The 26343-nt window shown below is 37.4% G+C and carries 21 protein-coding genes and 1 pseudogene; 17 read left to right on the top strand and 5 right to left on the bottom strand.

Translation table 11 applies throughout. The features are described 5' to 3' along the window. The first annotated feature begins 155 nt into the window (after window positions 1-155). The 3 genes from OGZ34_RS18025 to mobC are packed head-to-tail and all read left to right on the top strand — an operon-like array spanning window position 156 to window position 3825. Window positions 156-548 carry a plasmid mobilization protein gene (locus tag OGZ34_RS18025; protein WP_263361184.1) on the top strand — a complete coding sequence of 131 codons (393 nt, stop codon included), beginning with the start codon at window positions 156-158 and terminating at the stop codon, window positions 546-548. Beyond that, window positions 536-1828 (top strand): relaxase/mobilization nuclease domain-containing protein, encoded by a 1293-nt coding sequence (locus tag OGZ34_RS18020; protein WP_263361183.1) that lies wholly within the window; start codon window positions 536-538, stop codon window positions 1826-1828. Before OGZ34_RS18025 ends, OGZ34_RS18020 begins: the two co-directional genes overlap by 13 nt. 17 nt (window positions 1829-1845) lie before the next feature. Further along, window positions 1846-3825 (top strand): conjugal transfer protein MobC, encoded by a 1980-nt coding sequence (mobC, locus tag OGZ34_RS18015; protein WP_263363146.1) that lies wholly within the window; start codon window positions 1846-1848, stop codon window positions 3823-3825. 322 nt (window positions 3826-4147) lie between these two features. Here mobC and OGZ34_RS18010 read toward each other — a convergent pair whose 3' ends face one another. After that, window positions 4148-8410 (bottom strand): NACHT domain-containing protein, encoded by a 4263-nt coding sequence (locus OGZ34_RS18010; protein ID WP_263361182.1) that lies wholly within the window; start codon window positions 8408-8410, stop codon window positions 4148-4150. Between the two features lie 341 nt (window positions 8411-8751). Here OGZ34_RS18010 and OGZ34_RS18005 point away from each other — a divergent pair, with 341 nt between their 5' ends. The 5 genes from OGZ34_RS18005 (at window position 8752) to OGZ34_RS17985 (ending at window position 11938) form a co-directional block, all read left to right on the top strand. Beyond that, complete coding sequence (locus OGZ34_RS18005) at window positions 8752-9123, top strand: single-stranded DNA-binding protein (RefSeq protein WP_263361181.1); 372 nt, start codon at window positions 8752-8754, stop codon at window positions 9121-9123. A 35-nt stretch (window positions 9124-9158) separates the two neighbouring features. Continuing rightward, a complete protein-coding gene (locus tag OGZ34_RS18000) occupies window positions 9159-9518 on the top strand; it encodes a DUF7222 domain-containing protein (protein WP_263361180.1) in 360 nt (119 codons plus the stop codon). Window positions 9519-9547: 29 nt separating this feature from the next. Then, window positions 9548-9928 carry a PcfK-like family protein gene (locus OGZ34_RS17995; protein ID WP_263361179.1) on the top strand — a complete coding sequence of 127 codons (381 nt, stop codon included), beginning with the start codon at window positions 9548-9550 and terminating at the stop codon, window positions 9926-9928. After that, window positions 9925-11241, top strand: a complete 1317-nt coding sequence (locus OGZ34_RS17990; RefSeq protein WP_263361178.1) for a PcfJ domain-containing protein — start codon at window positions 9925-9927, stop codon at window positions 11239-11241. Before OGZ34_RS17995 ends, OGZ34_RS17990 begins: the two co-directional genes overlap by 4 nt. 226 nt (window positions 11242-11467) lie before the next feature. Beyond that, the gene (locus OGZ34_RS17985) at window positions 11468-11938 is read left to right on the top strand and encodes a JAB domain-containing protein (RefSeq protein ID WP_263361177.1); all 471 of its coding nucleotides are present in this window, start codon (window positions 11468-11470) and stop codon (window positions 11936-11938) included. Window positions 11939-11996: 58 nt separating this feature from the next. Here OGZ34_RS17985 and OGZ34_RS17980 read toward each other — a convergent pair whose 3' ends face one another. From OGZ34_RS17980 to OGZ34_RS17965, 4 genes are all read right to left on the bottom strand, one after another. Beyond that, window positions 11997-12413 (bottom strand): hypothetical protein, encoded by a 417-nt coding sequence (locus tag OGZ34_RS17980; RefSeq protein ID WP_263361176.1) that lies wholly within the window; start codon window positions 12411-12413, stop codon window positions 11997-11999. A 380-nt stretch (window positions 12414-12793) separates the two neighbouring features. Next, window positions 12794-12961 carry a hypothetical protein gene (locus OGZ34_RS17975; RefSeq protein ID WP_263361175.1) on the bottom strand — a complete coding sequence of 56 codons (168 nt, stop codon included), beginning with the start codon at window positions 12959-12961 and terminating at the stop codon, window positions 12794-12796. A 5-nt stretch (window positions 12962-12966) separates the two neighbouring features. After that, window positions 12967-15042: a hypothetical protein gene (locus OGZ34_RS17970; protein WP_263361174.1), complete on the bottom strand. Its 2076-nt coding sequence runs from the start codon at window positions 15040-15042 to the stop codon at window positions 12967-12969. A 106-nt stretch (window positions 15043-15148) separates the two neighbouring features. Further along, window positions 15149-16117, bottom strand: coding sequence for a hypothetical protein (locus OGZ34_RS17965; RefSeq protein ID WP_263361173.1), 969 nt, complete (start codon window positions 16115-16117; stop codon window positions 15149-15151). Between the two features lie 390 nt (window positions 16118-16507). Between OGZ34_RS17965 and OGZ34_RS17960 the strand changes: the two genes are divergently transcribed. From OGZ34_RS17960 to OGZ34_RS17930, 9 genes and pseudogenes are all read left to right on the top strand, one after another. Continuing rightward, window positions 16508-18664 carry an AAA family ATPase gene (locus OGZ34_RS17960; RefSeq protein WP_263361172.1) on the top strand — a complete coding sequence of 719 codons (2157 nt, stop codon included), beginning with the start codon at window positions 16508-16510 and terminating at the stop codon, window positions 18662-18664. Continuing rightward, on the top strand, window positions 18661-19494 hold the full coding sequence (locus tag OGZ34_RS17955; protein WP_263361171.1) for an HNH endonuclease signature motif containing protein: 834 nt from the start codon (window positions 18661-18663) through the stop codon (window positions 19492-19494). Before OGZ34_RS17960 ends, OGZ34_RS17955 begins: the two co-directional genes overlap by 4 nt. A gap of 230 nt (window positions 19495-19724) precedes the next feature. After that, the gene (locus OGZ34_RS17950; protein ID WP_263361170.1) at window positions 19725-20885 is read left to right on the top strand and encodes an AAA family ATPase; all 1161 of its coding nucleotides are present in this window, start codon (window positions 19725-19727) and stop codon (window positions 20883-20885) included. Between the two features lie 25 nt (window positions 20886-20910). Continuing rightward, on the top strand, window positions 20911-23148 hold the full coding sequence (locus OGZ34_RS17945; protein WP_263361169.1) for a S8 family peptidase: 2238 nt from the start codon (window positions 20911-20913) through the stop codon (window positions 23146-23148). 597 nt (window positions 23149-23745) lie between these two features. Continuing rightward, the gene (locus tag OGZ34_RS17940; protein WP_263361168.1) at window positions 23746-24240 is read left to right on the top strand and encodes a helix-turn-helix domain-containing protein; all 495 of its coding nucleotides are present in this window, start codon (window positions 23746-23748) and stop codon (window positions 24238-24240) included. 59 nt (window positions 24241-24299) lie between these two features. Beyond that, window positions 24300-24431 (top strand): hypothetical protein, encoded by a 132-nt coding sequence (locus OGZ34_RS22385; RefSeq protein ID WP_317853239.1) that lies wholly within the window; start codon window positions 24300-24302, stop codon window positions 24429-24431. A 25-nt stretch (window positions 24432-24456) separates the two neighbouring features. Further along, window positions 24457-24561, top strand: a pseudogene (locus OGZ34_RS22380) (hypothetical protein); the annotation flags it as partial. 12 nt (window positions 24562-24573) lie between these two features. After that, on the top strand, window positions 24574-25557 hold the full coding sequence (locus OGZ34_RS17935; RefSeq protein WP_317853259.1) for a tyrosine-type recombinase/integrase: 984 nt from the start codon (window positions 24574-24576) through the stop codon (window positions 25555-25557). After that, on the top strand, window positions 25557-26306 hold the full coding sequence (locus OGZ34_RS17930) for an exosortase/archaeosortase family protein (protein ID WP_263361167.1): 750 nt from the start codon (window positions 25557-25559) through the stop codon (window positions 26304-26306). Before OGZ34_RS17935 ends, OGZ34_RS17930 begins: the two co-directional genes overlap by 1 nt. Window positions 26307-26343: the final 37 nt, after the last annotated feature.

The raw sequence follows: 26343 nt of genomic DNA, 5'->3' as shown, positions 1-26343 counted from the left end.
AAAATGATATTTAAAATAGCTTAAAGATTGCCAGGTTCCTGCAATCGGCCAGATGTCCGGTTGTTAAACAACCGAATCTGGCTGCTCTTTACTCGGAACTCGTGAGCAGTGAAACTGAAAGAAGAAAAAGAGTTTGAAATTAATGAAAATGAAAGATGATGGAAAAGGAAAATTCAAACAGAACTCGCATTGTAGGCCTGCGTTTTACGCCTGCAGAATATGCAAGAATTGAACGTAAATGGAAGGCTACAACCTGTCGCAAATTAAGTGAATATATTCGTAAATATTTGTTTGATAGACCCATCACAACTAATTACCGCAATCAGTCCCTGGATGAATTTATGTTCGAGATTATCAGACTCAGAACTGAACTTAAAGCCTTGGGAAACAACTTTAATCAGGCCGTAAAAAAACTGCATACACTGCAGCAGATTCCGGAATTTAAAACCTGGATTGTCAATCATGAACTGGATCGAAGGGTACTTTTTAATAAGGTAGAAGAGATAAATAAATATATTGAGAAAATCTCCCGAAAATGGTTGCAGTAATTAAGACCGGGAATTCACTTCACAACATTTTCAACTATAATGAAAATAAGGTAAAACAAGGTGCAGCGGAGTGCATAGGCGAGGGGAATTATCCTCTTGAAGTCGATAAAATGAGCATCACAATGAAACTCAGCAGACTGCTCAATCAAAATGCTTTAAATGAGAATGTAAAGCGCAATAGTGTACATATTTCGCTGAATTTTGATCACTCTGAAATCTCCTTAACCAACCAAAAATTAATGGAGATTGCAGATGCCTATATGCAGAAAATTGGTTTTGGCGAGCAGCCCTACTTGGTATACCGCCACCATGATGCGGGGCACCCGCATATTCATTTGGTGTCCATAAAGGTTAAACAGGATGGAAGCAGGATTGATATGCACAATATTGGCAGGAACCAGTCTGAAACAGCCCGCAAAGAAATAGAGAAGATGTTCTCTTTAGTGGCCGCTCAGGGGCGTAAAAATAATATAGATAAAGTACTTAAACCTGTCAATGTTCAGAAAGTTTCATACGGAAAAATGCAGTCAAAAAAAGCGATTGCAGCAGTGCTTAACGGAGTGCTTTCAACCTATAAATATTCAAATCTTTTTGAACTCAATGCTGTGCTCAAGCTTTACAATGTTTTTGCTGATCGGGGATCTGAAGACTCAAGGATTTTTAAAGCAGAAGGATTGGTGTACCGCATACTTGACAGCGATGGAAAACCTATCGGGGTTCCTATTAAAGCAAGTGACTTTTATAATAAGCCGACTCATAAATTTTTAGAACAAAAATTTATGTCCACCGGCAATGGCAATGTATCGATGAAAAACAGGATAAAGAATGCTGTCGACCTGGCGCTTCTTAATAAAAGTATTTCATTTTCCGAGCTCGGAAAATTGCTGGAAAAGGAGGGGATTAATATTGTTTCAAGAAAAAGTGCTGCCGGATTGATTTACGGCATCACCTATGTGGATCATACTACAAAATGTGTGTTTAATGGAAGTGATTTAGGCAAACAATACAGCGCAAAGGCAGTACAGGAACGCTGTAATTTATTGGGTAAAATTCTGCAGGGTTCCGATAAGGACATAAACATAAAATCCAAAGCTGAAATACAGGCAAATGTCTTGAATAAAGATTTATTTGAAATTAGTAAAACGGATAATTTCGATACTGCTCTGGCTAAAGTTTTGGATGTTTTGACCCGGATGGAATCCATGCCGGTTTACGTGCCCAATCAGCTTAAAGCAAAACGCAGGAAGAGAAAAAGAAAAGGGCAGTCAGATAATCAATAAAATTTAATATCATGGGAATGCAGACGGGAGAAAATGAACAGGCACTGAGAAAGATTCTTGATATGACAAGACTTATAGGGATTATCATTCTGATGATTCACTTTTACTATTCTTGTTATTCAGCCTTCAAGCAGTGGCAGCTGGTAAGTGAGTTTACTGATAAAATTTTAGCAGGTATTTATCGTGCGGGACTATTTGATAATTTTCATAAATCGAAATTTTTTGCACTTGGATTTCTCGCGATTTCGCTCATTGGTGCAAAAGGAAGAAAAAATGAAAAGCTCAGTTACAAAACTGCTTTTGCTTATTGTATTTCTGGAATGCTCATTTATTTTATAAGTTATTTTGCGCTTTTGTTATTTTCATTGCAGACGTATAAAGCAATAGTTTATATTGTAATTACTTCGACGGGATTTCTGATGATGCTTTCCGGCGGAACCCTGCTTTCCCGGATTATAAAAAACGGGCTGAACCCCAAGGATATTTTCAATAAGCTCAATGAGACTTTTCCCCAGGAAGAAAGACTGCTGGAGAATGAATATTCTATTAATCTGCCTGCCAGATATTATCTAAAAGAGAAACTTCGAAACAGCTGGATAAATATTATAAATCCTTTTCGTGCATTGCTGGTTCTGGGTACGCCTGGTTCTGGGAAATCTTATTTTGTGATCCGTCACGTTATTACCCAGCATATTAAAAAAGGGTTCAGCATGTTTGTCTATGATTTCAAATATGATGACCTGTCAAAAATTGTCTATAATACTTTTGAAAATAATAAACACGCTTATAAAATCCTGCCCAAATGTTACTTTATAAATTTTGATAATATAATGCACAGGTGTAATCCGCTGGATCCTCAGAACATGGAAGATATAACAGATGCTTCGGAATCAGCAAGGACTATTCTGATGGGGCTTAACAGGGAGTGGATTAAAAGGCAGGGGGACTTTTTCGTAGAGTCGCCGATCAATTTTTTATCGGCTGTAATCTGGTATCTGAGAAAGTACAATGATGGTGAATTCTGCACACTGCCTCACGTAATTGAGCTCATGCAGATGGACTACGATGATCTTTTCACCCTGCTGCGGACAGAGAAAGAAATTGAGGTCTTGATAAACCCTTTTATTAATGCGTACCTCAACGAGGCGACTGACCAGCTTGAGGGACAAATTGCTACTGCAAAAATTGCCATGGCACGGCTTTCATCCCCACAGTTGTACTATGTTTTATCAGGGAATGATTTTACGTTGGACATAAACAACCCCGAGGACCCCAAAATAGTCTGCATGGGAAACAATCCGCAGAAAATTCAAATTTACGGAGCTGTGTTGTCACTTTATGTAAACAGGCTCGTGAAACTAGTAAACAAAAAGGGAAAAATGAAATCAAGTCTCATTTTTGATGAATTCCCTACTATATACCTCAATAATATGGACAGTCTTATTGCCACTGCCCGAAGCAATAAGGTGGCCACCTGTCTTGGCATCCAGGACTTCAGCCAGCTCCGCAAGGACTATGGACGGGAGCAGGCGGATGTTATTATGAATATTGTCGGAAATATTATAAGCGGACAGGTTACAGGAGACACTTCCAAGCAATTGTCCGAACGCTTCGGTAAAATTATGCAGGACAGGGAAAGCCTTTCAATAAACAGTTCAGATACGTCGATAAGCCGTTCAAAACAATTGGAATCCGCAGTGCCGCCATCGAAAATCTCATCGTTGAGTTCAGGTGAATTTGTAGGGATGGTTGCCGATGATCCTGACTGTAAAATTGAGCTCAAAACTTTTCATAATGAAATTATAAACGATCATGAAGCGTTGCGAAAAGAGATCGGAAATTATAAGGAAATACCGCCCGTTCGCAAGCTTGATAATGCAATGATCCAGCGTAATTACCTGCAGATAAAGCAGGATATTCAGGATATAAAACATTCTGAAATGGAACGGCTTCTAAACGATCCGGCGCTCTCTTATTTAATATTAAAAAAAGAGTAGAAGTAATAAAGTGCAGATAAGATTTTATTGCTTTTTCAACGGAATCTGCCTGATGCGGGACTAGGTTCTGTATATGGGCATTTGTAAATGCCGGCCTTTCTATCCAGTACAGTAGCTATAAAGAAAAGGAGAACTATTTAGTTTACCTTTTTTATGAAATTTTTTCCGCGATTTTCTCTTTGCAAAAGTTTATATCGTGTTGTTTTTTATATTAATACGGCTCATTATAAGTAATTAAAAATATATCCGAATGTTCTTAAAATTACTATAAGTTTTCTGGTAAATTTGATAATAGCACTCATTGGAAATACACTGGGAGGCATTAATTGATGAATAAAATTTTGTTCTGGTCAATTATTTTTAACACCTGTGTAATCTGGTAGGGTTTTGACTTATGGCTGTAATGCACCTCCTTGACTTCATTCCTAAGCCTGTTCAGATGAAACAAATCAATGTTTTGTTTCTTCAGCGATTGTACATTTATGCCGTCCAGGAGTTTCAGTGCCTTTATACAAGTTTTCTCATCATTGGATTTGCAGATATTGACAATAGTCTCCAGAGATATTCTCAAAGGGGAATAATGGTCGCCAAAAAGATCTCCGGTAGCGGGCGATGAAAGGCAGAGTTCAAAAACAGCGGCCAGCATTTCCAATGCCTCGGGATTACTGAAATTCTGCCATTCATCTTTATTAAAAGCAAATTCCCCTTTTGCATTCAGGTCGGTCTGGTCTTTTAACAGTTCATAATATCTCGTAAAGCCATGCTTGTAATTCAGTCCGATTAGCTTTCTGACCAGTTCTTTCTCCGTATAGATATCCTGTTCCAACAGGCTGGAATAATTTTCAATCAGAAAACTGAGGGCAGTATCATCATGCCCTGTCTTTTTTAGGATTGATATGATGCAGTCGTACAAAAAACGATTGGTTTCTCTTTTGTTCTCTGCATTGTATTCCAAAAATTCTTTAAGGGTATCCAGATCGCTGCTGAAATAATCCTGAAGAATCTCCCCGGCATAATAATAGTGGCCGCCGTCGAGGAAAGCATAGGTCTTTGATTTTAAATTCAGACCGAATATATCAATTTCAATATCGTTCAACTGGCAGTATTTCAAATGCTGGCAGAAATTTGCTGCTGAAAGCACTGCGTTTGACAGGTTGTGTAGGATGCGGTCATGAACTTTTTCGATCGGCACAATTCCATCCAGAAAGTCGGTCTGGATGCCTTTTTCATGGGAATAGATCCAGAGCATATCCAGCAGCAGTTCCTCGTCCAAGTGAAAACGGAAAAACTTTTGAAATTTATGAATGGCCTCAAAGACAGCATAATCGTGGCTGTATCTGTAATCTGTAGTTCTCTTGATCAGATGTTGCGAGTAATATTCTTTAATTGAAGGGGTATTTTCTGTGCACCAATTTTGTATGTACAGTTTTTGATTCTCCGAAATCTCGATTTTGTTCTTTTTTTTCTCCTCTGGAAGGCTTCCTAGTATATCCTGTATCAGGTTTGGTTTAGCATTCATTATTTCTTTGCATACGCCGGCCTTGCTGAGTTTTGCCCTGCTTGAGTAATTGTCTCTCAGAATTTCATACAAAAGTTGTTTGGCATTGCCAGTGACTTTTTTCTGCAGTTCAAAATCCTTATAGTAGCGGTGATAGAACTTGTCAATGTCCTTATAATTTAATGCTGTTTTACCCATATACTCATACAGGATGAAAATCTGCCTTTCAATTTCTGCATTATCAAAAAGAACATTAAAATCTCTTTGGTCCTTTGTGCGCCAGTATTCACTATTTTCATTAAGCTGTTCGTGAGTGCATTTGTCTTTAAAGACATACTGGGTACGCGATTCTATATAATCTTCAAGTTTCTTACTCAGATCAAAATCCTTGTGGCTTAGTACATTTCTAAACTGATGAAGGAATTCCTCATTAACGGATCCGCAGAGGTATTTCTGAAGCACTTTTTCAAAATCATCCTCGCTTATCACTTCTGCCAGGAAATGCCTGTCGCCGGAGTTTTGATCAACCGAGTCGAGCACTAGATCAAACAATGGGGTCTGGATGCCGCACGATTCAGTTGTTTCAAGAAGAAGATCATCATCATAATGATTTGCCTGGTTGTTTATTACCGCACTTGAAATGATCTTGATCAGATCTGCATGGTACTGCTTATTGGATTTGAAAAAGGAATTGGCATATGTCCAAAACTCTTTTTTCAGACTGTCCTTGAACTGGTGGCTGTCGAGTTTCTCAATTGAGAAGGCATAAATTTTAACCAGTACCGGACCGTTGTCGATTCTGGTGAAAAGGCTCAGGATATTATCCTTGGTTGAAATAAGGGATCGTGATTTTGCCTTTGAATTCCATGGCTTGGTGCCAATGGCCTTGTCAAGGATTTCCAGAAAATAGTCGATGTTCTCAACAGCTGATGCTGCAGGAGTGCTGGAGATTATCGAATAGACGATTTCCTTTTCATCCCTGTTTTTAAGCATTGTTATGATCTGGTTGAAAAAAACGGGATCCTCATTGATGCGCAGGCTTTTGGTAAGCATTATCGCATCCTGTACCAGATAGACATAATCGTCTTCTGCGGAATCGTTCTCTTTTATGATTGCTTTGGCCAGTGTTTTTATCGGTTCAAGATATGAAGAGGAAATGCTCATGTATGACAAAAGCTTTAAGGCAGACATTCTGGCTCTTCTGTGGATAGCTGTGTTTGCCGCCTGGAGCATCAGATATTCTATATTGGCATCGCATTGGCTGAATAATGCTGTGCTTTTAAGATCCTCAATCCAGAGATTATCCTCAACGCAGTTCTTGACAAAATAGTCTTGGAGCACCCTTCCTTTTGTTTTATCACTAATCCGATCCGAATCGGCATTGAAAAGAAGTTCGAAATCATTATTAAGCAGCCATCCGATCAGCGCATTGTAAAGGCTTTCATCCGTTATAAGGTTCAATAGGAACGTTACCACGTTATGCCAGGTAGGATGTACCTTGTCTGTAGCCGCGTCGATTTTGATTATTTGTATGATTTCTTCAAAGTCCAGTTCCGAGAGAATGCTGGCTACAAAATATTCCTGGATGTTTTTAAGTACAAAACTCCAGCTTCCTGTTATGTTTTCTTCTAAAAAGGAGTTTTTGGCAAGCCCAATTTCATCAATCTGTGCTACCCGTTTAATTTCTGCAGCAGTCAGGAATGGTTTTTGCATCGCTTCCAGCGCAAAAGCGATTTTCTGGGTACAGCTTATGATGCGCTCACGGTCAAAGCTGATGTCGTTTTGGAATTTATCCGCCTTGTCTTGATCCAGTCTTGAATTGACGAATTCCCGTATCAGCATCGCTTTACTGGTTAGGATCTTTTTATGGGTCTTGTAATAAATGCCGATCAGATCCAGATAAAAAGGATTTTCGAGGATTTCCCTGTTTTTGTAGATATCGAATGTTTTGTGCTCCTGAAGATCTAGCCCGTATTTTGCTTCAAGGAAACCAAGGGCGCTGGAAACGCCTACTTCGTTTAAAAAGTAGATGTCAAGACCTTTAATATCCTTGATGTATTTTCTGTAGATATTGGTTCTGCAGCTTATGATGAATTGGATGTTTTCACTTTCTGATAATTCATTGTTATGGACAATAAATTCCCTAAGCTTGCTGCTGAAGTCTATGATATTCTCGATTTCATCCACACCATCGAAAATGACTGCCATCTTTGGGATGCGCCTGAAATCTGACGGCAGAAAATCTTCAATCCTGCACAGCGTAGTAAAATTCTTTAATGATCTGAATACCGGAATTATCTCTGTGTCCTCTCGCGTGTTCCAAAGACGGGCTGCGAGCTGACGAAGTTCCGACGTTTTTCCGTAACCGGGATTGCCCAGTAAAATAATTCCTTTTTTATTTTCCCGGATCTCGGAAAGCAGCGTTTTGCTGTTGGAAGAAGCGCGGTAATAGTCATATTCCTTCTGCTGGTTTTTCCTTAAGTTTCTTTCGATATGAAAAGGGGCTGTCTCAATACCCTGAATATATTGCTGTTTGTCGGATTCATCTAGTACGATCTTCTGCAGATTTCTGCTTGAGAAGATGTATTTGTCAAATTGATTCAGGATTTCTTCTCTTTCAGGTTCAGAGAGAACTGGAGGTTCTTCGTCATATACCTTTCTATAGATTTCAGGATAAAGGGAAAAATATTTCTCCACATCTGTTTCCGGAGTTAAAAATGCGACACGGAAATGCCTGTTGGCAAGGTTTTCCAAAAAAGGTTTGTTTTTGGTTTCCTCAAAAATATTGGTAAAGTCTTTTCTCGGCGAGATGAAAAGTGCCAGATCGATCTTCTCATGAGCAGATGCAAGCTGGGGCAGTTTGATCATGGCGTCGGTATAATTCAGCTCCGTTGTATAGTCCTTGCATTCGCTGTATATCAATCTGCTTATATATTTCTCATTCACGATCTCAACTGCATTATCGTAGCCGTACTGTGTGCCTGATAATTGGATCCTTTTGCGGACAACCGTAAATTTTAGTTCCTTGAAAATCTTGTCAAGGAACTCCAGTGCAAGGATTTCTAAATCTCCTCCTTTTTTTGACATGGAAAACAAATTTTAAATGTATCACAAATATAGATTATATCCTGCCAATCTTAGCCGTGCATTTTGAATCCTGGCTGTGGGAAATAGGATAGTCTTATTGGTTTTCATTCGAAACGGATAAAAAGGCAGCCAAGTTAGCGTGCGCCGGATCCTGCAGGCGCATAACGGCCCTGCCGCCCTTCGGGACTTATAGCCCTCCGTATCCTTAACCGCCCGCTTTATTCCTGCTTTCTTTTTTTTCGTTTTTTCTTTTGAAAACATTTTGTGGGAAAGGCAGGGGAAAAGAATTTTAAAAATAAGTAATCATTTAAAATTTAGAAATCATGGAAATCACAGGACGTTTGACAAGGGATGCAGTAGTTGCCAAAACAGCAAAAGACAGGGAGGTGGTAAACTTCTCTATAGCAGTTAACGACACCTACAAAGCAAAAGGAAGTACGGAAACAACAAAAATAGTCACCTATATAGACTGCTCATATTGGCTGAGCGCAGGTGTTGCGCAATGGCTCAAAAAAGGCGCAATGGTGGAACTCTACGGACGTGTAGGAGTGAACGCCTATCTCAATTCGGAGGGCAAGGCTTTGGCAAGCCTGACTTTTCACACGAGCAACATCAAAATACTGGTGTTTGTCTCAGATGCTCAGCCCGTGCAGGGTTCTGCCGTTCCCGCCAAAAACAGCAAAAAGGAACAGCCTGACGACCTGCCTTTTTAATCCGAATCAAATGTATAAGCCTAAAGAAATGAGTTATGAAAGCCTTGAAAAAATCAATATACGCCGAGTATGACGTGCGCGATGCATTCCAAAAGATAGTTCTTTTCGAAATGCAGTCTTATGACGGAACAAAAAAAGAACAGCTTAAAGCATTCCTTGAAGACATGCAGAGAAGCGGATGCATCAGCGGTATGATATCCCAGTTTATCTATCATGCCGACTGCAAGAAATTCTATATCGAACATCTTGACGATTTGGAAGACATCAGAAAAGAAATGGAAGATTCCTTTGGAGAAGCCGTAAAAGACCGATACGGTCTGCCTCATTACACCTTTATGTGCTGGCTCTGTTTTGAAGAATACTGTTATGACATCTACAGAACCTCTTTTGAATAATCTTTTTGTTTCATCTTAAATCATGCCTTATGAAAGCTTCAGAAAACTTTAAGACCGCTATAGAAAACTACCTCAATCAGACCGCTCTTGCGGATGCTGTATTTGCGCAGGACTTCGCCAAAGAATCCAAAAACTTCGAAAGCTGTTGCAATTACATTTTTGGCGAGGTAAAAAAAACAGGACTGTGCGCCTTTGACAATCAGGAAATCTTTGACATGGCGGTCAAATACTACACCGATGACAGCATCGGACAGCCTCAGCCCGTAAACTGCAAAGTTGTAGTGAAAGAGCCTGCTGTGGCTGATTTGTTTACCGCTGTACCCGAAGTTCCGCAGAATACCGTTGTTACAAAAACGGCAGTTACTGCTCCCAAACCCGAATCAAAAACCTTGACACTCTTTGACCTATGATACCCAAAACCATCATCGAAAAGCAGATTGTGTCCCTGAGCGAGACCCTTGCCCCTGTAACCCAAAAGATGCAGGTTTGGGCAGAGAAAAATATTTTCATCAAATGGGGTGTGCTTTCAAGGGGAAAATTCCACTGCCTGGACTGCGCCCACTCTTGGAAGCCTGATGCCAAGAAAGCATCCTGCCAAAAGTATATCAACTGCACCGAATGTAAGGGAAAGCTGAAAATGCAACAGTTCAATCAGGTGCATTTCAAAGAAATTGAATATTTTGCTGTTTTGGAGGTATGCGGGGGATTTCAGGTCGTGCGCATCATTTGTTCGCACAAGGACATGAAAAAGAACTTCCTGCCGACTTATTTTCACAAGGAAGTGATGCAGCATTGGATAAACGCGAAAGGGGAGGTACGAACGCTTTCTCTCGGCACCAATGTTTTTTCGCAAGCCTATGATTCTTGGAAATATTATACTTCCCTTGAAATCCGCCCGAAAAGTTTTGAGGATTCTCCCAAATACCGCATCAATCCTTATAAGGTTTATTCGACTTCAAAGGCGATTTCCGTACTGAAAAGAAACGGCTTCAAAGGCAGTTTCCACGGCATCGCTCCGCAGGTATTGTTTACGGCTCTTTTGAAAGATTCCCATGCAGAGACGCTTCTCAAGACAGGGCAGACCGATTTTCTTTGTCATTATCTGGTCGCGCACTCACAGCACATCAGGGAGAACTGGCAGGCAGTCAAAACCTGCGCAAAGAACAATTACAAGGTAAAGGACTTTGGACTTTGGGAAGATTACATCTCCCTGCTTAAATGGTTCAAAAAGGATTTGAATAATGCCGATTTGGTATGCCCTGAGAATTTGGAAGAGGTGCACGACAGGCTTGTGGAGAAAAAACGCATAATCCAAAGACGTCAGCATATAAAAGAGCTTCGCCAAGAAATACAGCAGGCGCAGATTAGCTATGAAGAGCAGAAGAAACAGTTTTTCGGGCTTGAGTTCACAAAAGAGAATCTTTCTATCTGCGTTATGGAAAGCGTGAATGATTTTCTCGAACAGGGCGATATGCTCCGCCACTGCGTATTTACCAATGAATACTACAAAAAGAGAAACTCCCTCATCCTGTCGGCTAGATTTGAAAACAAGCCTGTGGAGACCATAGAGGTGGCGCTTCCCTCACTTGAAGTTCTGCAGTGCAGGGGAGATAAAAACAAGGTTTCCCCGCATCATAAGCAGATTTTAAAGCTTCTTCATCAGAATCTCTATCAGATTAAAAAGCGCATGAAAAACAAAAAAGAAGAAAGAGCCGAAAATTAGTTTTCGGCTTTTTTGTGGAATATCGGCGAGCAGACACTTATAGGCGGGGATATTGTTTCAGGGTTCAGGCTTAATTCCGAAACAAAGTTCGGGAAGGAAAGGTGGTTCGCAGAAAAAAAATCCCCCATAAATGCAGGCGGAAAACCTGCTTTATTGCGTTGCTTTTTTCGCTCGCTTTCTCATTCCCGGCCGAGGTTCCATTATTAATCTTTAAACTTAAGAAATCATGGAAACTTCAAAAACACTTCAGAACTGGAATCAGGTAGCAGAAATTGAATTGGTCTACAAAACAAAAGTAAAAGCATCCGAAAGACCTTTTATCAATTCTTCCAAGACGGCTTACGAGCTGGCACTTCGGTCCTGGAATACTGATACTATTGAATTTTTCGAGCAGTTTAAAATCATGCTTTTAAATCAGTCCAGTAAAGTGCTTGGCATTTACGAAGTATCCTCAGGAGGTATTTCCGGCACTGTGGTTGACCTGAGAATGATTTTTGCAGCGGCACTTAAAGCAAATGCTGTATCGCTGATTATGATTCATAACCATCCTTCAGGGCAGATTAAACCTTCCGAAGCTGATAAACAGATAACCAGAAAAGTAAAGGAAGCAGGAGGAATACTCAATATTGCCCTTTTGGATCATATTATCATTACTCCAGAAACCTATTATTCCTTTGCAGATGAAGGCGCTTTTTAGCGCCTTATTTATAATTAAATATGGGAAAAAGTTAAAGTGCTACTATATTTAAGAAGGCTTATTTAAAAAATGCGTATAAAGCTATTATGGTCCCAATGATGCCGGCTATCCATGAAAGTATTTCTATGAAGGAAAGTGTTTTTGGAATCAGCTGTTTTTTTTCTTTTTCTTTTTCAGGTTCGATCAATAATATAACTTCATTTCGTAAAGATTTTAATAACCCCTTTAAATCAAATAATCCATTTTTCCAAGCCCGCTTTATATGCTCACGATCGGTAGTTGCAATTTTAAAATCACCAATTTTGGTATCAAAATCAATTTTATTCCATCCATAAATATAATCTTCTCTGCCTGGAAATTTTACATTTATAAAAGCGGCGGCCTCTTTGAGTATATCATCTAATTTTTGATAAGTTTCAAGCAGTAATGCTTTGTCTTCTTCAGTAAATTCATACCCTATTTCTGCAGCTCTCAAATGCAGTATTTCAGGCAGATTATCTGTCCGCTTTAAGAGATCGTCAATTATTTCTAAGTCTTGTCGTGTCATTTAATTAGTATGAGATTTCTATTTTAATTCTTTAATTCTTACTATTTCTATTTCAGAATACTGTCACCAATTCCCTTGATTTTTAGAATACAGATTTGAATTCAGCAGATTTTGTGATGCATCAATAAGTATTTTTTTAAGTCATCGATGTCATGAATGTCTGAGAAAGAATTGTCAGTGATGCAGATATTTCCAAACTGTTTTACAATTGCTTTCCCGTATGGATAATTTATGGATTCAAGGTCAATAATTCCGAAAACATATTCCCTTATTGAACCGCATTTCTGAAGTGATATTTTTTTAGGCTGTCATTGATCAGTTGCCTGAAGGACGAAATCTTCAACTGATAAAATTTCATTATCAGGATCAATTACGCAAGACGCACCGAGAAGGAAAGGAATTGTCAATCCATTTGCAAAATAATTATTATCGTAAAAGTGATACAAAACTTTGAACCATAGAGGGGCGTTTTCCATATTTTTTAAAAATATTTTTGATCTGTCCAGAAAAAAGATGCGAGTTCGATTTTTTCAATGGCCATTTTCACATCAGCATCAAGATATTTTGAAGTCTTGGAGGTTAGATAATCTGCACCTGTTTTGGTACAGGAAGCTTTCTTTATGATTCCCATATAGGATGGATAAACAGACTTTTCCTCAATAAATTTATTTAATTCTGTATCTGCGGAGGTTTTAATTTCAAAATAATTTTCATCTTCCTCATCCGGAAAAGAAATCATTTCATGATTAATAAGTTTACGGCTAATATAAAATATCCCGTCATTTTTTAATAAATGCGTAAAATCCTTTTCATGATAATCATAATTATCATAAATCCATTTTCTCTGCCTAATCAGCCATAACCTGAAATTTGGATATTCTGCCGGAATTGTATCAAGAGTGCTCAGCCATTTTAAAATTTCGGAAGATTTTCCAAAAACTGAAAGCCTGACTTCAAAATCCTGCATTTCCCATCCGATGGTAAGAGAAATGGTTTTGTTTAATGTTTTATTTTGGATTTGAAAAATTGTTTTAAATGCCTCAATGGTTTGTTGCACTAAGAATGGTGTATTGTCCGAACTGTGCAGAATAATAGGGTAGTTGGTATAAAAATCGAATGGTTTGATGAAATTGATTTCATCTGGATAGTCTATTTTACTGCCGTTTCTTTTTAAATGTTTTTCAATTTCAATAATATCATATTCTAAAACTCTGATGGAATCACCGTTTTCACGTCCAATAATATCGGGATGAATTACCTTTCTTGCGAAAGAATTATAATCACTCTGCTTGGGATGATAAGATGTAAATAATCTTATACCGTCTTCTGGTTCAATTTTAGCAGGCAGATATTTTAACGCTCCATTTTGAATTTTGATAGAATTTTGAACGTTTTCATATTCTTCCTTTGCCCCAAAATATTCAAACAGCAGAGGATTTCCTTTGTAATAAAGTATGCATAATTTTTTCCAGTCAGAAAGGTCAAGTTTTCCATCTATCCTGAAAAGTTTTTTGTAATCGGTGTTTTTTCCTGCTTTGTTAATATTGGTTTCCCATCGGTGTAAAATTTGTTCCTCGGTATATACTCTGACTGCTCCGTCGAAATGATTGAATTCTTTTTTTTCATTATCGTATATGGAATGTATGTATCGGCATCCATATAATTCTTTATCAAGACCTAAAGAAGGTTTTTCTCTGATTTCTTCAATTTCAAGGGTCTTTTCAGATGCATCTGTCTTCCACCAGAATTCAGTTCCTAAAATATTATTATAGAATTTTTGTTCTTCATTGGATTCGTATCTGGTAACCTGATCTGGAAGACTCGATATATCATCGTTGAATTTTGGCCCCCACCAGTAGTCGTGTTCCAGAAACCCCATATAGGTTTTAGATAATCCGATCAAGTCCTGATCAATGGCAATTCTGAGTTTTATCTCTTTATTTGAATTTAAACGTATGAATTCATCAATGAAGTAGGTATTAAAATTGTTCAGCAGGGAAAGATTTCTACTGAAAAATTGATGGCAGAAAATACAGAAATCTGAACTTCTGCTTTTGAAAATTCCCGAACCTTTATATTCAAAATCATCTAGGATATCATCCAGATAAACCAAACCTGATTTATCTGTATTAGAAAAAAGATCTGGAAATATTTTCGAGGTGATCTTCGGCAGGTTATAAGATACAGTTCCTTTGTGAATAAATTTCCCTTCTGATGAAAAGTTTTCGCCCAGCAGTATTTTAAATTCATCAATGTACTCTTTGCAGGAATTATAATTAACATATTGCCAATAGTCTTGTATCTTGGGATAAATTAAATCCCTATCTTCAGTATTGCTGCACATATTAAAATTCCCGACTGTTTTGCTGATCTTTGGTTCTATTAATATGCCAAAGGGAAAAATCCATCCCAGCGGTCTGTGAAAATCATGATCAATTAAAGAAGGCATGCCTTTAACTGCTGTTTGTGCAATACCTCCTTCGAGAGCCTCAAATGTAATTACTGTTCCGTCTCTGTTCACGGAATCAGAACTTAATATTCCCAGATAATTATGCATGTTTTTTTGAATATGTTATTGATAAGATAGGAATGGATGGGGATGTAAATGATATTCCGGAACTCCGACTAGCCATTTTTTGCAGCGTTATGCAATTCATTTAATTCTACTTATCACTATCTGCCTTTTCCATTGCCCACCTGTGATAGGAACATATTTCTCCATCATATGCTTCTTCAATGTCTAAAGAAGTTCCACAAACTGCGCACGTCTTGCTCTCTTGTTCATAACCACAAGTAACACAGCATTCTTCAGAAAAGACAAATGTCGATAGTCCGCATTCTGGACAATCTGTATACGGGTCATCGCCCCCATCCGTAGCAGCCAAATATGCCTCTGCAGCAAGTTCTTCATTAATACATTCCTCAATTACATCAGAAAAATCGAATTCCTCATTGCATTTTTTGCAGCATAATGGCAAATCTTCGCTCGGTTTATATTTTTGAACATCAAAGGCATGTATTAGATCTGATTTACAGGAAGGGCAACGAATGGTATTCTTTGCCTCACTAAGGACAGAATAGGTCCAATCCACTTTCGAAAGAGATTGTTCACTCTGCAACTTTTCCTTTTCATAAACTTCTTCTGTTTCTAGAAAAATATCCCACTCGACTTGTCCCAAAAGGATAATAGGCTCTTCTTTTAGATAGTGTATGCAAAAATCCCTTATGATACCAAAAGATTTTGACACCACTTCATTGATAACTGATGAGGGCTTTTCTGTATAATAGTGTTCGATGTTATTGCGGAGGTCGTTTATCTCATCAAACACTTTCCAGTCAACTATAATTCCCAACCCCTTAAAGCGTTCTTTTATTTGTTGGACGTCCACAGTTTTTTTTCCTTTTCCTTGAAAAGTTAGTTGCCCGTCGCAATCAAATATAGGTGAGATCATTTGTTTTATTAGTACTTCATCACTATTTCCAGGGGAATTGCGTCTTAATTGTTCTTTAAAGAGAAGCAACATTCCCGCAAAAATATTTCTTATAGCGGATTGTGCTCTCCGTGGATCTTCACTTTTAAAATCTTCAAGACCAATTTGTATTGCTTCCACTGCATTTTTTAGTATTTTCATTTTGATTTCAGATAGTTTGATGAATAAAAAAAGTAATTAAAGATATTAAAAAATTATCATAGCATTTTTGTGTATGATTACCTCTTAATTTTAAAATTTATGAAGCCTGTTTTTTTTCAGAATTTTGCCGCAAATCTACTAGTAAAAATGCGTATTTATACGCGTGCTGGTTGTTTGAATAAATGTAAATTTGAAATTCACTATTACAAATATATAAAGGTTGTCATACTGGAAATAAATGGAATTCTATTTGCAAGTTATGCTTTAAAAAATGTTTCGAACTAGCAGTAAAATACATTAGAAATTAGTAACTAATATTAGATTAAAATTGAAGTAGTTGATTGTCCAGATATAATTAAACCTTGGTTTTCCTTTATAAAAAAAAAATAAATGATAAAATTAGATAGAGCTGTAGCTCCTGACTTATTTTCGAGCTCTAGATTTGCTGAGGTTAAAGATAAACTACAAGAAAATTTTCATAAAAACAACAGACAAGAACGAGTTCGGTTTGATGATAAATTTAATCGAGAAATTAGAGAGTATCTTATGTACACTTTTCATGAGAAATGTGTTTACTGTGAGACAAAATTAGGTGTTTCTGATTCTGGTATTTTGGATTCATTTCGTCCAAGAAGTGGTGCCAGGGGGCTTGATAAAGCAAAATACGCCCCATCGCATTACTGGTGGTTGTATCACGAGTGGGATAATATGATGTTAAGTTGCAGTACTTGTGGGGTTAAATATAAAAGAGATTTTTTTCCATTAGAAGATGAGAATTTGAGAGCTCGAACTGGAGCGAAGGGAGCTGAATTATTGAATGAAAGGGCACTGCTTATTGATCCTTGTCAAGAAGATCCTGAAGAACATTTATCATTTTCTGAAGAAGGAGTAGTCAATGCTCTGACACCTAAAGGACAGGTTACAATAGAAGTTTTAGGACTTAACCGACAACCTCTTCAAGAAAAAAGAAAAAATGCAGCGCAAGAATTAGTCTTTAAGCTAAACCTTCTTAAATCTAAAAGTTTTGATTATAAACTTACGTTGTCTTTGGTCGGATATGTGAATGATTTGTATTCTGGTGAAGGGATTGAGTACATTGCTGTACAAAAAGCAGCTTTTGCTAGATGGCATGAGGAAAATGGTCCCAAGTGGAAAGCTCTAAAAGCAAAAGTAGAAAATAATAGCTCTCAAGTGACTCGTTCTATAATTCAAAAAACAGCCAGTGACCAGCAACTCGCCGAGATCAGTGAAACGTTTAATGAATTTAAAAGGTTTTCGATAAAATCGTTTACTATTATAAACTTTAAATCTATTAAGGAGCTTACGATAGATATTCTTCCAAATGGAACTAAAAACGAAGAATTACAAAGAGAAGCTTGGTTACTTATCTTGGGGGATAATGGTATAGGTAAAAGCTCTATACTTCAGGCTTTGAGTTTAGCACTATGTGGCAGGAAGCAGCTGCTAAAACTGGATCTAGACGTTGCAGATTTTTTAAGAAGAGGAGAATCAAATGGTAGTGTAACTATTCAAAGTTATGAGAGTGACAATCAAATCAAACTTAGTTTAAGTGCAAACGGTTTTGATTGTAATATTGATGTACCGCCTACTTACATTATGTCATACGGTTCTACAAGGCTACTTCCTAAAAAAGGTATTGTCCCTGATTCTGAAAAGGAGCCATTTACCAATATAAGAAATCTATTTGATTATACTGTATCCTTAGAAGATCCTAATTTATGGCTTGGTAATCTTGCCGAAGATGAATTCTTAAATAGGGTTGTTCCAGCTTTTTATGATGTACTGGCTTTAAAAGGAGATGATAAGCTATATAGAAAGGATGGTACAATTAATATAAGTCATTATAAAAATGAAAATGAATTAGAAGACAGTAGTGATGGATATAAGACAATAGTTGCACTCGTTTCGGATATTATGCAGACTCTTTCTTCGGATTTAGCAGGTTATCATAATACAAATGGCATTGTTTTTATTGATGAAATTGGAAATCATTTGCATCCGCGTTGGCGAGCCAGAATTGCCGGTGCGCTTAGAAATGCATTTCCAAATCTGCAATTCATTGTTACTTCACACGAGCCTTTATGTCTTAGAGGACTTTCGCATGGGGAGGTAGTTGTCATGGTAAGGGACAAGAAACACCAGGTGCAGTGTTTGGATAAAACAATGCTTCCGGATCATAGTTTGATGAGTGTAGAGCAATTGCTAACATCTGATTTATTCGGTCTGATAGATGGAATGGACAGTGATGCTGAGAAAAGTTTTGAGGAGTATTATGATCTTCTAAGTAAACGAAGTGATACCATTAGCGATGATGATCAAGAAAAGATTGAAATACTGCGTACAGAACTCAATACCAAAGGGCTTCTTGGCAATAATCTAAGAGAGCAGGTGCTCTTTGAAGCAATCGATTCAACAATAGCTAAAAAAATGAGGGAGGAAGGATTTAAGGCAAAGGAGACCATAAAAGATGAAACGGTGGCCTATGTTAAAAATTTAATTCAAAACGATTATAAAGATCTTTTATGATTCGTATTGTAAGAACGCCGGCACCAGATTTTTTGGTGGACGAAAACGGGAAATGGTTTAAGGAAACAGCAAGAGCAATTGAGCATTATACTAATAAAGAGGAAGGCTCTTTTGAATTTAGCCTTTATAACGATAAAAAAGTTAAGGATGAATTAAAGAAAATATTTGTAAAATGTGCTTATTGCGAAAGTTCTTATGGTGCTGTTTATGACGGCGATGTAGAACATTTCAGACCAAAAGGACGTATCAAGGAAAAAAATCCTGCTACACCAGGTTACTATTGGATGGCCAATAATTGGGATAATCTTTTTTTGGCATGCCAACATTGTAATCAAAGAAGAAAACATACGCTTTATGGACAAAGTGATGAAAGCGGTTATGGCAAGCTGGACCAATTCCCATTGATTTCTGAAGCAGATCGTCTTATCGATCATCAACATAATGATTTAGTATTTAAAACTGAAGAAGATTCCAGGCTTCTTATTGATCCTTGCAGAGATGATCCGAGTATTCACTTCCATTACGAAAATACGGAAGCAGTTATTGTTCCTTTGAGTGATAAAGGAATATTTTCTATCAATATATATGTTTTACAGCGGCCTTTACTTGTGAAAGAACGTAAGATACATATGCTTAAGCTTTTTGGTCAAATAAAATGTGTAACAAGAGAGCTTGAAAGACTTAATAGAGATATTAATGATCAAATTCAAAAAGATATTTTTACGGAAGAGTTCGATAGACTTATGGAATATGCAGATGGTAAGGCTGTGTACGCGGGTATGTGCCAGTTTTTCATCAATAAATTTCTAGAAGATAATAATTTATTATAGTTTAATATTTATGGTAAGTCGAAAATGGATTAAGAAAATAATGGAAAAATAAGGCTACTTGAGTATGGGCAGTTGAGGTATTGTATTTAGTTAAATTACAATTTTCAATTTTTTATTTCGGCACTGCTTTTCTGTTATAAGAATCTCTTTATTGGAGTATTTGTAAGTTATAATTACAAAAAAAATAGGCAAGTGGAAGATTTGTTGTTTTTGTTTTAAAAAATCTTCCAATGTTTGTTATTGATATAGTTGGATTTTATATATTTGTGGAAGAAAAAAAACAAACATATAAAATTATGGCTGAAAGTATAGATAAATTATCTAATGATTTTCTTCAGTTGGCAAGAATCGCTTTAACAGGAAGAGCTCAGGATATACATTTGCTGATTCATCGTGCTACTAAGAATTTAAAGGGGGATTTTCCTGATTTAGCGGAGAATTTAGTTTCGTTGCTGAATGAATCTCCTACAAGAGCTACGCCTCTAAGAAAAAAAGCTGAAAGTCCTTTGCCGGTCGATTTGGATTCACGATTGCAATTGTTGCGTGTAGAAAAGGGTACGTTAGATCATGAAATAATACTAAGTGAAACTCTACAGAATTCTTTAAACCAGATTATTGGTGAAAGAAAAAAAGTTAAAGCTTTACTTAAGCATGGATTACATCCGACTAAATCAATGTTGTTTACTGGTCCTCCGGGAGTAGGTAAAACGATGGCGGCTAAATGGCTTGCAGATCAATTAGGTTTACCATTGTTAATTCTTGATTTAACAGCAGTAATGAGTAGTTTCCTTGGTAGGACTGGTAATAATATAAGATTTGTTTTGGATTATGCCAAGAATACGGATTGTGTATTGCTATTAGATGAAGTTGATGCAATAGCAAAAAGGAGGGACGATAATAGTGAAGTTGGAGAATTAAAAAGATTAGTCACAGTTTTGTTACAAGAAATTGATGATTGGCCATCTTCAGGGTTGCTAATAGCTGCAACAAATCATGCTGACTTACTTGATCCTGCTGTTTGGAGACGTTTTGAAATGATATTAACTTTTGAAAATCCAACAGAAGAGCAGATTGCTTCTATGGTCAGTATTTTATTGAAAAATGATTCTAGTATATCACAGGAATGGTTTAAGATTTTTGGAATAGCCTATAGTGGTAAGTCATTTAGTGAAGTTGAGAGATTGATTAATCTTGCTAGGAAATCATCGGCAATAAATGATTCTTTATTAATTGATGAGCTTAAAAAGCAACTTTTTTCAGGCGATTTACACCATGCCAAGAAATTATTATTAGCAGTAGAATTAATTACCAAAGGTGGGTTTTCACAAAGACAAGCGCATGAATTAACAGGTATAGCAAGAGAGACAATAAGAAAGAAAATGGCAAAATAAATAGTTATCTTAAAAACAGAAAATCATGAGCAAAAGAAATTTTTTATTAGGTAAAGGTGAACGGCTAACCGAGCCAGTAATTGTTCCCTCAGGCGGCGGGGCAAAAGAGAGTCCTTACACTTTTTATGAAGCAAAAGAGCGCTTGCAACCTATGCTTGATAATTTAGCTGATAAAGTAAGATCTTTGCCTGATGAAATCTGTCCGGGAGGATTGACAGTAGCAACAATAACTTTAAATCCTGAATACATAGCTAAGTCATACCATCCGTCGGAATTACTACGTTCGGTAGGCCTTACGTCAATTGGTAGCAGAAAAAGGAATATAATTCCGGAAAAGAAAAGTAAGGATAGAGAACCTTTATCAGCAAGCACTACAGAGTTATTCGTTGTAGGTCAAAAAGCAACTTTTATACGATGGGCAAGCCAATTTAATACTTGGGATCAAACCATGCCAGGGGCTAATCAAATTGTAGAAATTGAACAAATTAATTTCTTAGATTCTGAGGATAAGCTAAAAAGTATTTCTTCTGGTAAAGACGAATCTGTATTTGAAATTGTTCTTCATGGTGTCGAAGATCATTTAGAAAATGCATATCTAATAGCGTTCAAAAAATACCTGCATTCGTTAGGTGTTGAAGCTTCTTTTGAAAAAAGATTCTTTGCCGGGAAATTGATTTTTGTTGAGTTAAAAGCTCCTTCTTCATTAGCAAATGAAATTGCAAAATTTAGCTTAGTCAGAGTTGTGCGCACAATGCCTTCTTTAAGATTGCTAAAGCCAATTTTTAGATCCTCGGGTATAAGTAGTGGAAAAGTACTTTATCACGATTTGACTCCTTTGGATTCGACTACAAAAACTGCAATTTTTGATGGAGGTATTCCTGAAGATCATCCTATTTGTAAATGGGCTACACCTCATGATACCAATGGCTGTGGGCCCTCGGATCCTGAATTAGAAGAACACGGAGTAAGTGTAACCTCTGCCTATCTTTTTGGGCACATTATTCCTGGTAAAGTATTGCCTCGACCATATTCTTACGTTGATCATTACCGGGTACTTGATAAGCTACCAGGTCAAAATCCGTATGAACTATATGATGTATTGGACCGAATTATCGACGTTTTATCAACTGTAGAGTATGATTTTATAAATTTAAGTTTGGGGCCAAGTTTACCAATTGATGATGATGAAGTACATGCATGGACTGCAGTTCTTGATGAATTTCTTTCAAAGGGTTCTATACTTGCTACAGTTGCTGTTGGTAATGACGGAGAAGGGGATCCTACTATTAATGCTAATAGAGTTCAAGTTCCTTCAGACTGTGTAAATGCATTAGCTATAGGAGCATGTGATACTCCGGATCAATTTTGGGCAAGAGCTTCCTATAGTTCAATAGGACCAGGTAGAAGTCCAGGTCTTATTAAACCAGATCTAGTTGATTTCGGAGGATCTGTTGGCAGGCCTTTTCTTGTGACTGATTTGGATGGGATTAATCTATTACAGACGGGTGGGACTAGTTTTGCAGCTCCCAGTACATTAAGACTTGCATCAGGAATTAAAGCTCATTTTGGCAGTTCTTTAAATGCATTGGCAATTAGAACCTTGCTTATTCATAGTTCTGAAGCTTCTGAACTTCCAAAATTTGAAGTTGGATGGGGGCGAGTTGCCAGAGATTTAGAAAGTATAGTTGTATGTGAAGACCATGTAATGAGGGTGGTGTATCAGGGAAAAATTAGTGCTGCAAAATATCTACGAGCACCGATTCCTTTACCACCAGGAGCAATTGCCGGAATGGTGAAAATAAAAGCCACCCTTTGCTATGCAACTCCTGTTGACCCTCATTGTCCAGATAATTATACGCGCAGTGGTTTAGAGCCATTTTTTCGACCAAATAAAAATAGGAAACGTAAAGTTGAAGTGGGAGAACCTGAACCAATGCATGCCTTAACAAAACCTTTTTTTGCTAAAGCTAGAAAAGGCTTTGAGACTGAAGAAGATCTGAGAACTGATGCTTTTAAATGGGAAAATTGTATGCATTACGAAGGCAGGTTTCAAGGAAGTTCACTTGATGAACCTCTTTTTGATATTCACTATAATGCCCGTGCAGAAGGACATAATGATACGAGGGTGCAGGAATTAGATTATGCACTAGTAGTTACAGTTGAAGCTCCGAAAGTAAAAGACTTATATGATCAGGTGGTAAGGAGGTATGCTACTCAATTGGAACAATTACAGCCTATTATAGATATTCCAATCCGTACTTAATAAGAAGTTTTTAAATTAAAATAATAGAGGAATAAATCAATTTTTATCCGCAGCTGAGTAGCGATTAATATTTAATTCCTCTCTTATTTTACGCTATAGAGATTGCAGTGATGTCTCGCCTGAATCTCTTTTCCCGCGAGGAAGACATCATATCTTTGTATTATAAGATACAATCTCAGAGTCAGCTAAAATTTTCAAATCTTCCAATAAAAGGTTCGAATTTTTGTTCAATATGAGTCGGATTAGCAGAAAAATATTTTATTTAATAGTTGTGTTTTTTACTCGCAACATATTTCTTAAAGATAAATTTTATTTATTTTGTACCTTATTTGTACCATAAACTTCGTAATGTATTGTTATACTTATATTGTTACTTTCTGAAGAAGTCAAATAATTACTGATTAATACTCAGTTAATAATAAGTGTTAATCCGTTGTAAACGAAATGTTTACAGCGGTTTTTCTTTTTTGTTCTTTTTCGTTTCTGCTCTTTTTTAATCGTTTTTTGCCATATATTTGTACCATATTTGTACCGGCACTTAAAAGGAGACGAAGTGGCACTTATGTCTACTTATGGTACCTTAATGGGGAGACAAAGATGATGAAACGAATAAATAAACAATGTCTTAACTGCGGGGAGGAATTTCTGCCTAAAACCGTGGCTTCTGTTTACTGCTCACATATATGCAGTAAAAAGGCATACAAACAGAAGATGATACGGTTGAAGAATGAAGCGGAGATTAAAGCGCTTGCAGATAAAATACCCCAGACTAGGGTATTTATTTCTGTCCCTGAAGCTGGCATGCTTTTTGGCATTGCCAAAAGGACCCTTTACCGGCTTGTCGGTCAGGGAAAGATTCCTTCAGTTAATCTGGGAACCCGCCTTGTAAGGATAGAGCGCAGCGTCATGGAAGGGATGTATGGTTCAGCCCGCAGCCTGCCACAGCCTGAAAGCATACCAAAGAAAAAATTATACAGCCTTGAAAAAGAAGACTGCTATTCCATCGGCGAAATAGCTGAGAGATTTCAAATATCTGAAGGTTCTGTCTACAATCATATCAGGAAATATTCCATCCCGACCAGACAGATTTGAAAGTATGTATATGCGCCAAAAATGGAAATTGATAATTTGTATAACGGAAATGATTTTATATGAAACAATTAGCAAAAACCAAGGTGACTGTTCGTCTTCGAAAAGCAGAAGACCGAAAAGAATGGTATGTTTACATAGAGAGCTATCCTGTAGAGGTTTCCGGAAAGGAAAACACCCCAGAGAATCCGTGAATATTTAAACAGATCCATAACAACAGTGGAATGGGACAAGAAAAGAACTGCCCGTACAGATACAGAAGGTATAAGATCCTATAAACCCAGACGCAGCGATAACGGAATAATAATCTGCAGAAGCGAAAGTGACCGTGAAATCATGCTCTATGCTGACGCAGTGCGTAATATCCGGCAGAAAGAATACGATAATACAGATCTGTACAGTGATGCTGAGAACCTATTGGCTGAACAGAAAGAAAAAGCAAAAGAGGATTTTATTAAATACATTGCTGCTACGGCGGCTAAAAGGCACGCTCGAAGTTCAAAGTCCATTCAGATCAATTGGCAGCGAACCAGAGAGTTTTTAAAGAGCTATTCTAAAGGCAGCCTCATGTTTTCTCAGATTGACACCAGAATGGCGGAAGATTTTAAACTGTTTCTGCTGGCTGCGCCGCTCGGAGGAGGCAAAAAAGGAATCATTTCCCGCAACACTGCGGGAACGTATTTTTCCATATTTAAAGCGGCTCTGAAACAGGCTTTTATTGATGGATATTTAACCGTTGATTTATCTTCAAAGATAAGAGGCATACCTGAGCAGGAATCAAGACGCGAATATCTGACTATTGAAGAATTGAATGCATTGGCCGAAACGCCCTGCGAAAAAGATGTCCTTAAAAGAGCCGCGCTTTTCTCGGCACTTACAGGTCTGAGGCATTCCGACATTCAGAAGCTCCGTTGGAAAGAGATAAGCCTGGAAGACGGCAGGGCCAAACTGCATTTCACGCAGAAAAAGACAAAGGGTGTCGAATACATGCCTATTTCCCAGCAGGCTTTAGATCTCTGCGGGGAACCGAGGCTTCCCGAGCAGCTTGTTTTTGAGGATCTGCCGGACCCGTCGTGGATTTCGCGCCCTCTGAAAAAATGGATTGAATCCGCAGGCATTAAAAAAAATATTACCTTCCACTGCTTCCGCCATACATTTGCAACTCTGCTGCTATCGAGCGGGACAGACATTTATACAGTCAGTAAAATGCTGGGGCATACCAACGTAAAAACTACTGAAATTTATGCCAAAGTAATAGATGAGAAGAAAAATAAAGCCTCGCAGGCAATACAATTGGAATCTTTAAAAAACAAGCCGTAATGAAAACAAAATACTTTGAATATATTGTAGTTTACCTGTCTGTTTTTTTAGTCTGTATTTTTATAGGTGTAATCGCAAGAATTGTGCTGATAGAAATGGGGGCTGATGAATATACGGCTGGCGTTTTTTTCTGGATAAGCACGGGATTTGGAATTTTAATGTTTGCAATTCTAAGTTTATTTCTTAACGATTTGACTGAAAGATTACTGAATCGTTTTTTGAAGGCAAAAAAAAATGAATCGTCTGAAAGTCGGATTCCAAGTGAAGACCTTGAAAAAATAGAAGAGGAGCGGCAAGATGTTTTAATTAAGCCCGAATTGTCTGAAAATAAAAATTCAGCCAGAGATATTCAGCAAATAAGGGAGGAGCAGCAAAATGTAATCAAAAATCAAAAACAAGCCAGAATTGATATTGCCATCCGTTATGCAGAACAGCAATTCGCGCTGTACGTGTCGGATGATGATTTGAAACAATTGCGTAAGAATATAATCATATATGCTGAAGGCATAAATTTCGAAAATATTAAGCCGGTAAAAGTAAAGGATTTGTCCAATCTCGATTTGTATCATTTTGGCTGGAATATCTGGAATTGCTTTAAAGTCAGCAGGCAGGACAGAGCCGCACAATTTTTAAAGCTAACTTTTGCTGACGCTTTAAAAGATGTTGAAGAGAACAGTATTAAAACGCATCTTAAAGATGATGAACAGAAAGGTCTTATAAAGATTATGGAAGATTTTACAGATTTTTAAATGCCAATAGGTATAAAGCACTGTGTTTTTCAGGTGT

Origin of the sequence: Flavobacterium collinsii (assembly GCF_946903285.1) — a bacterium.
Classification (GTDB): domain Bacteria; phylum Bacteroidota; class Bacteroidia; order Flavobacteriales; family Flavobacteriaceae; genus Flavobacterium; species Flavobacterium collinsii.
Note: the sequence above shows the minus strand (reverse complement) of the source record. Positions and strands in the feature narration are given on the sequence as shown.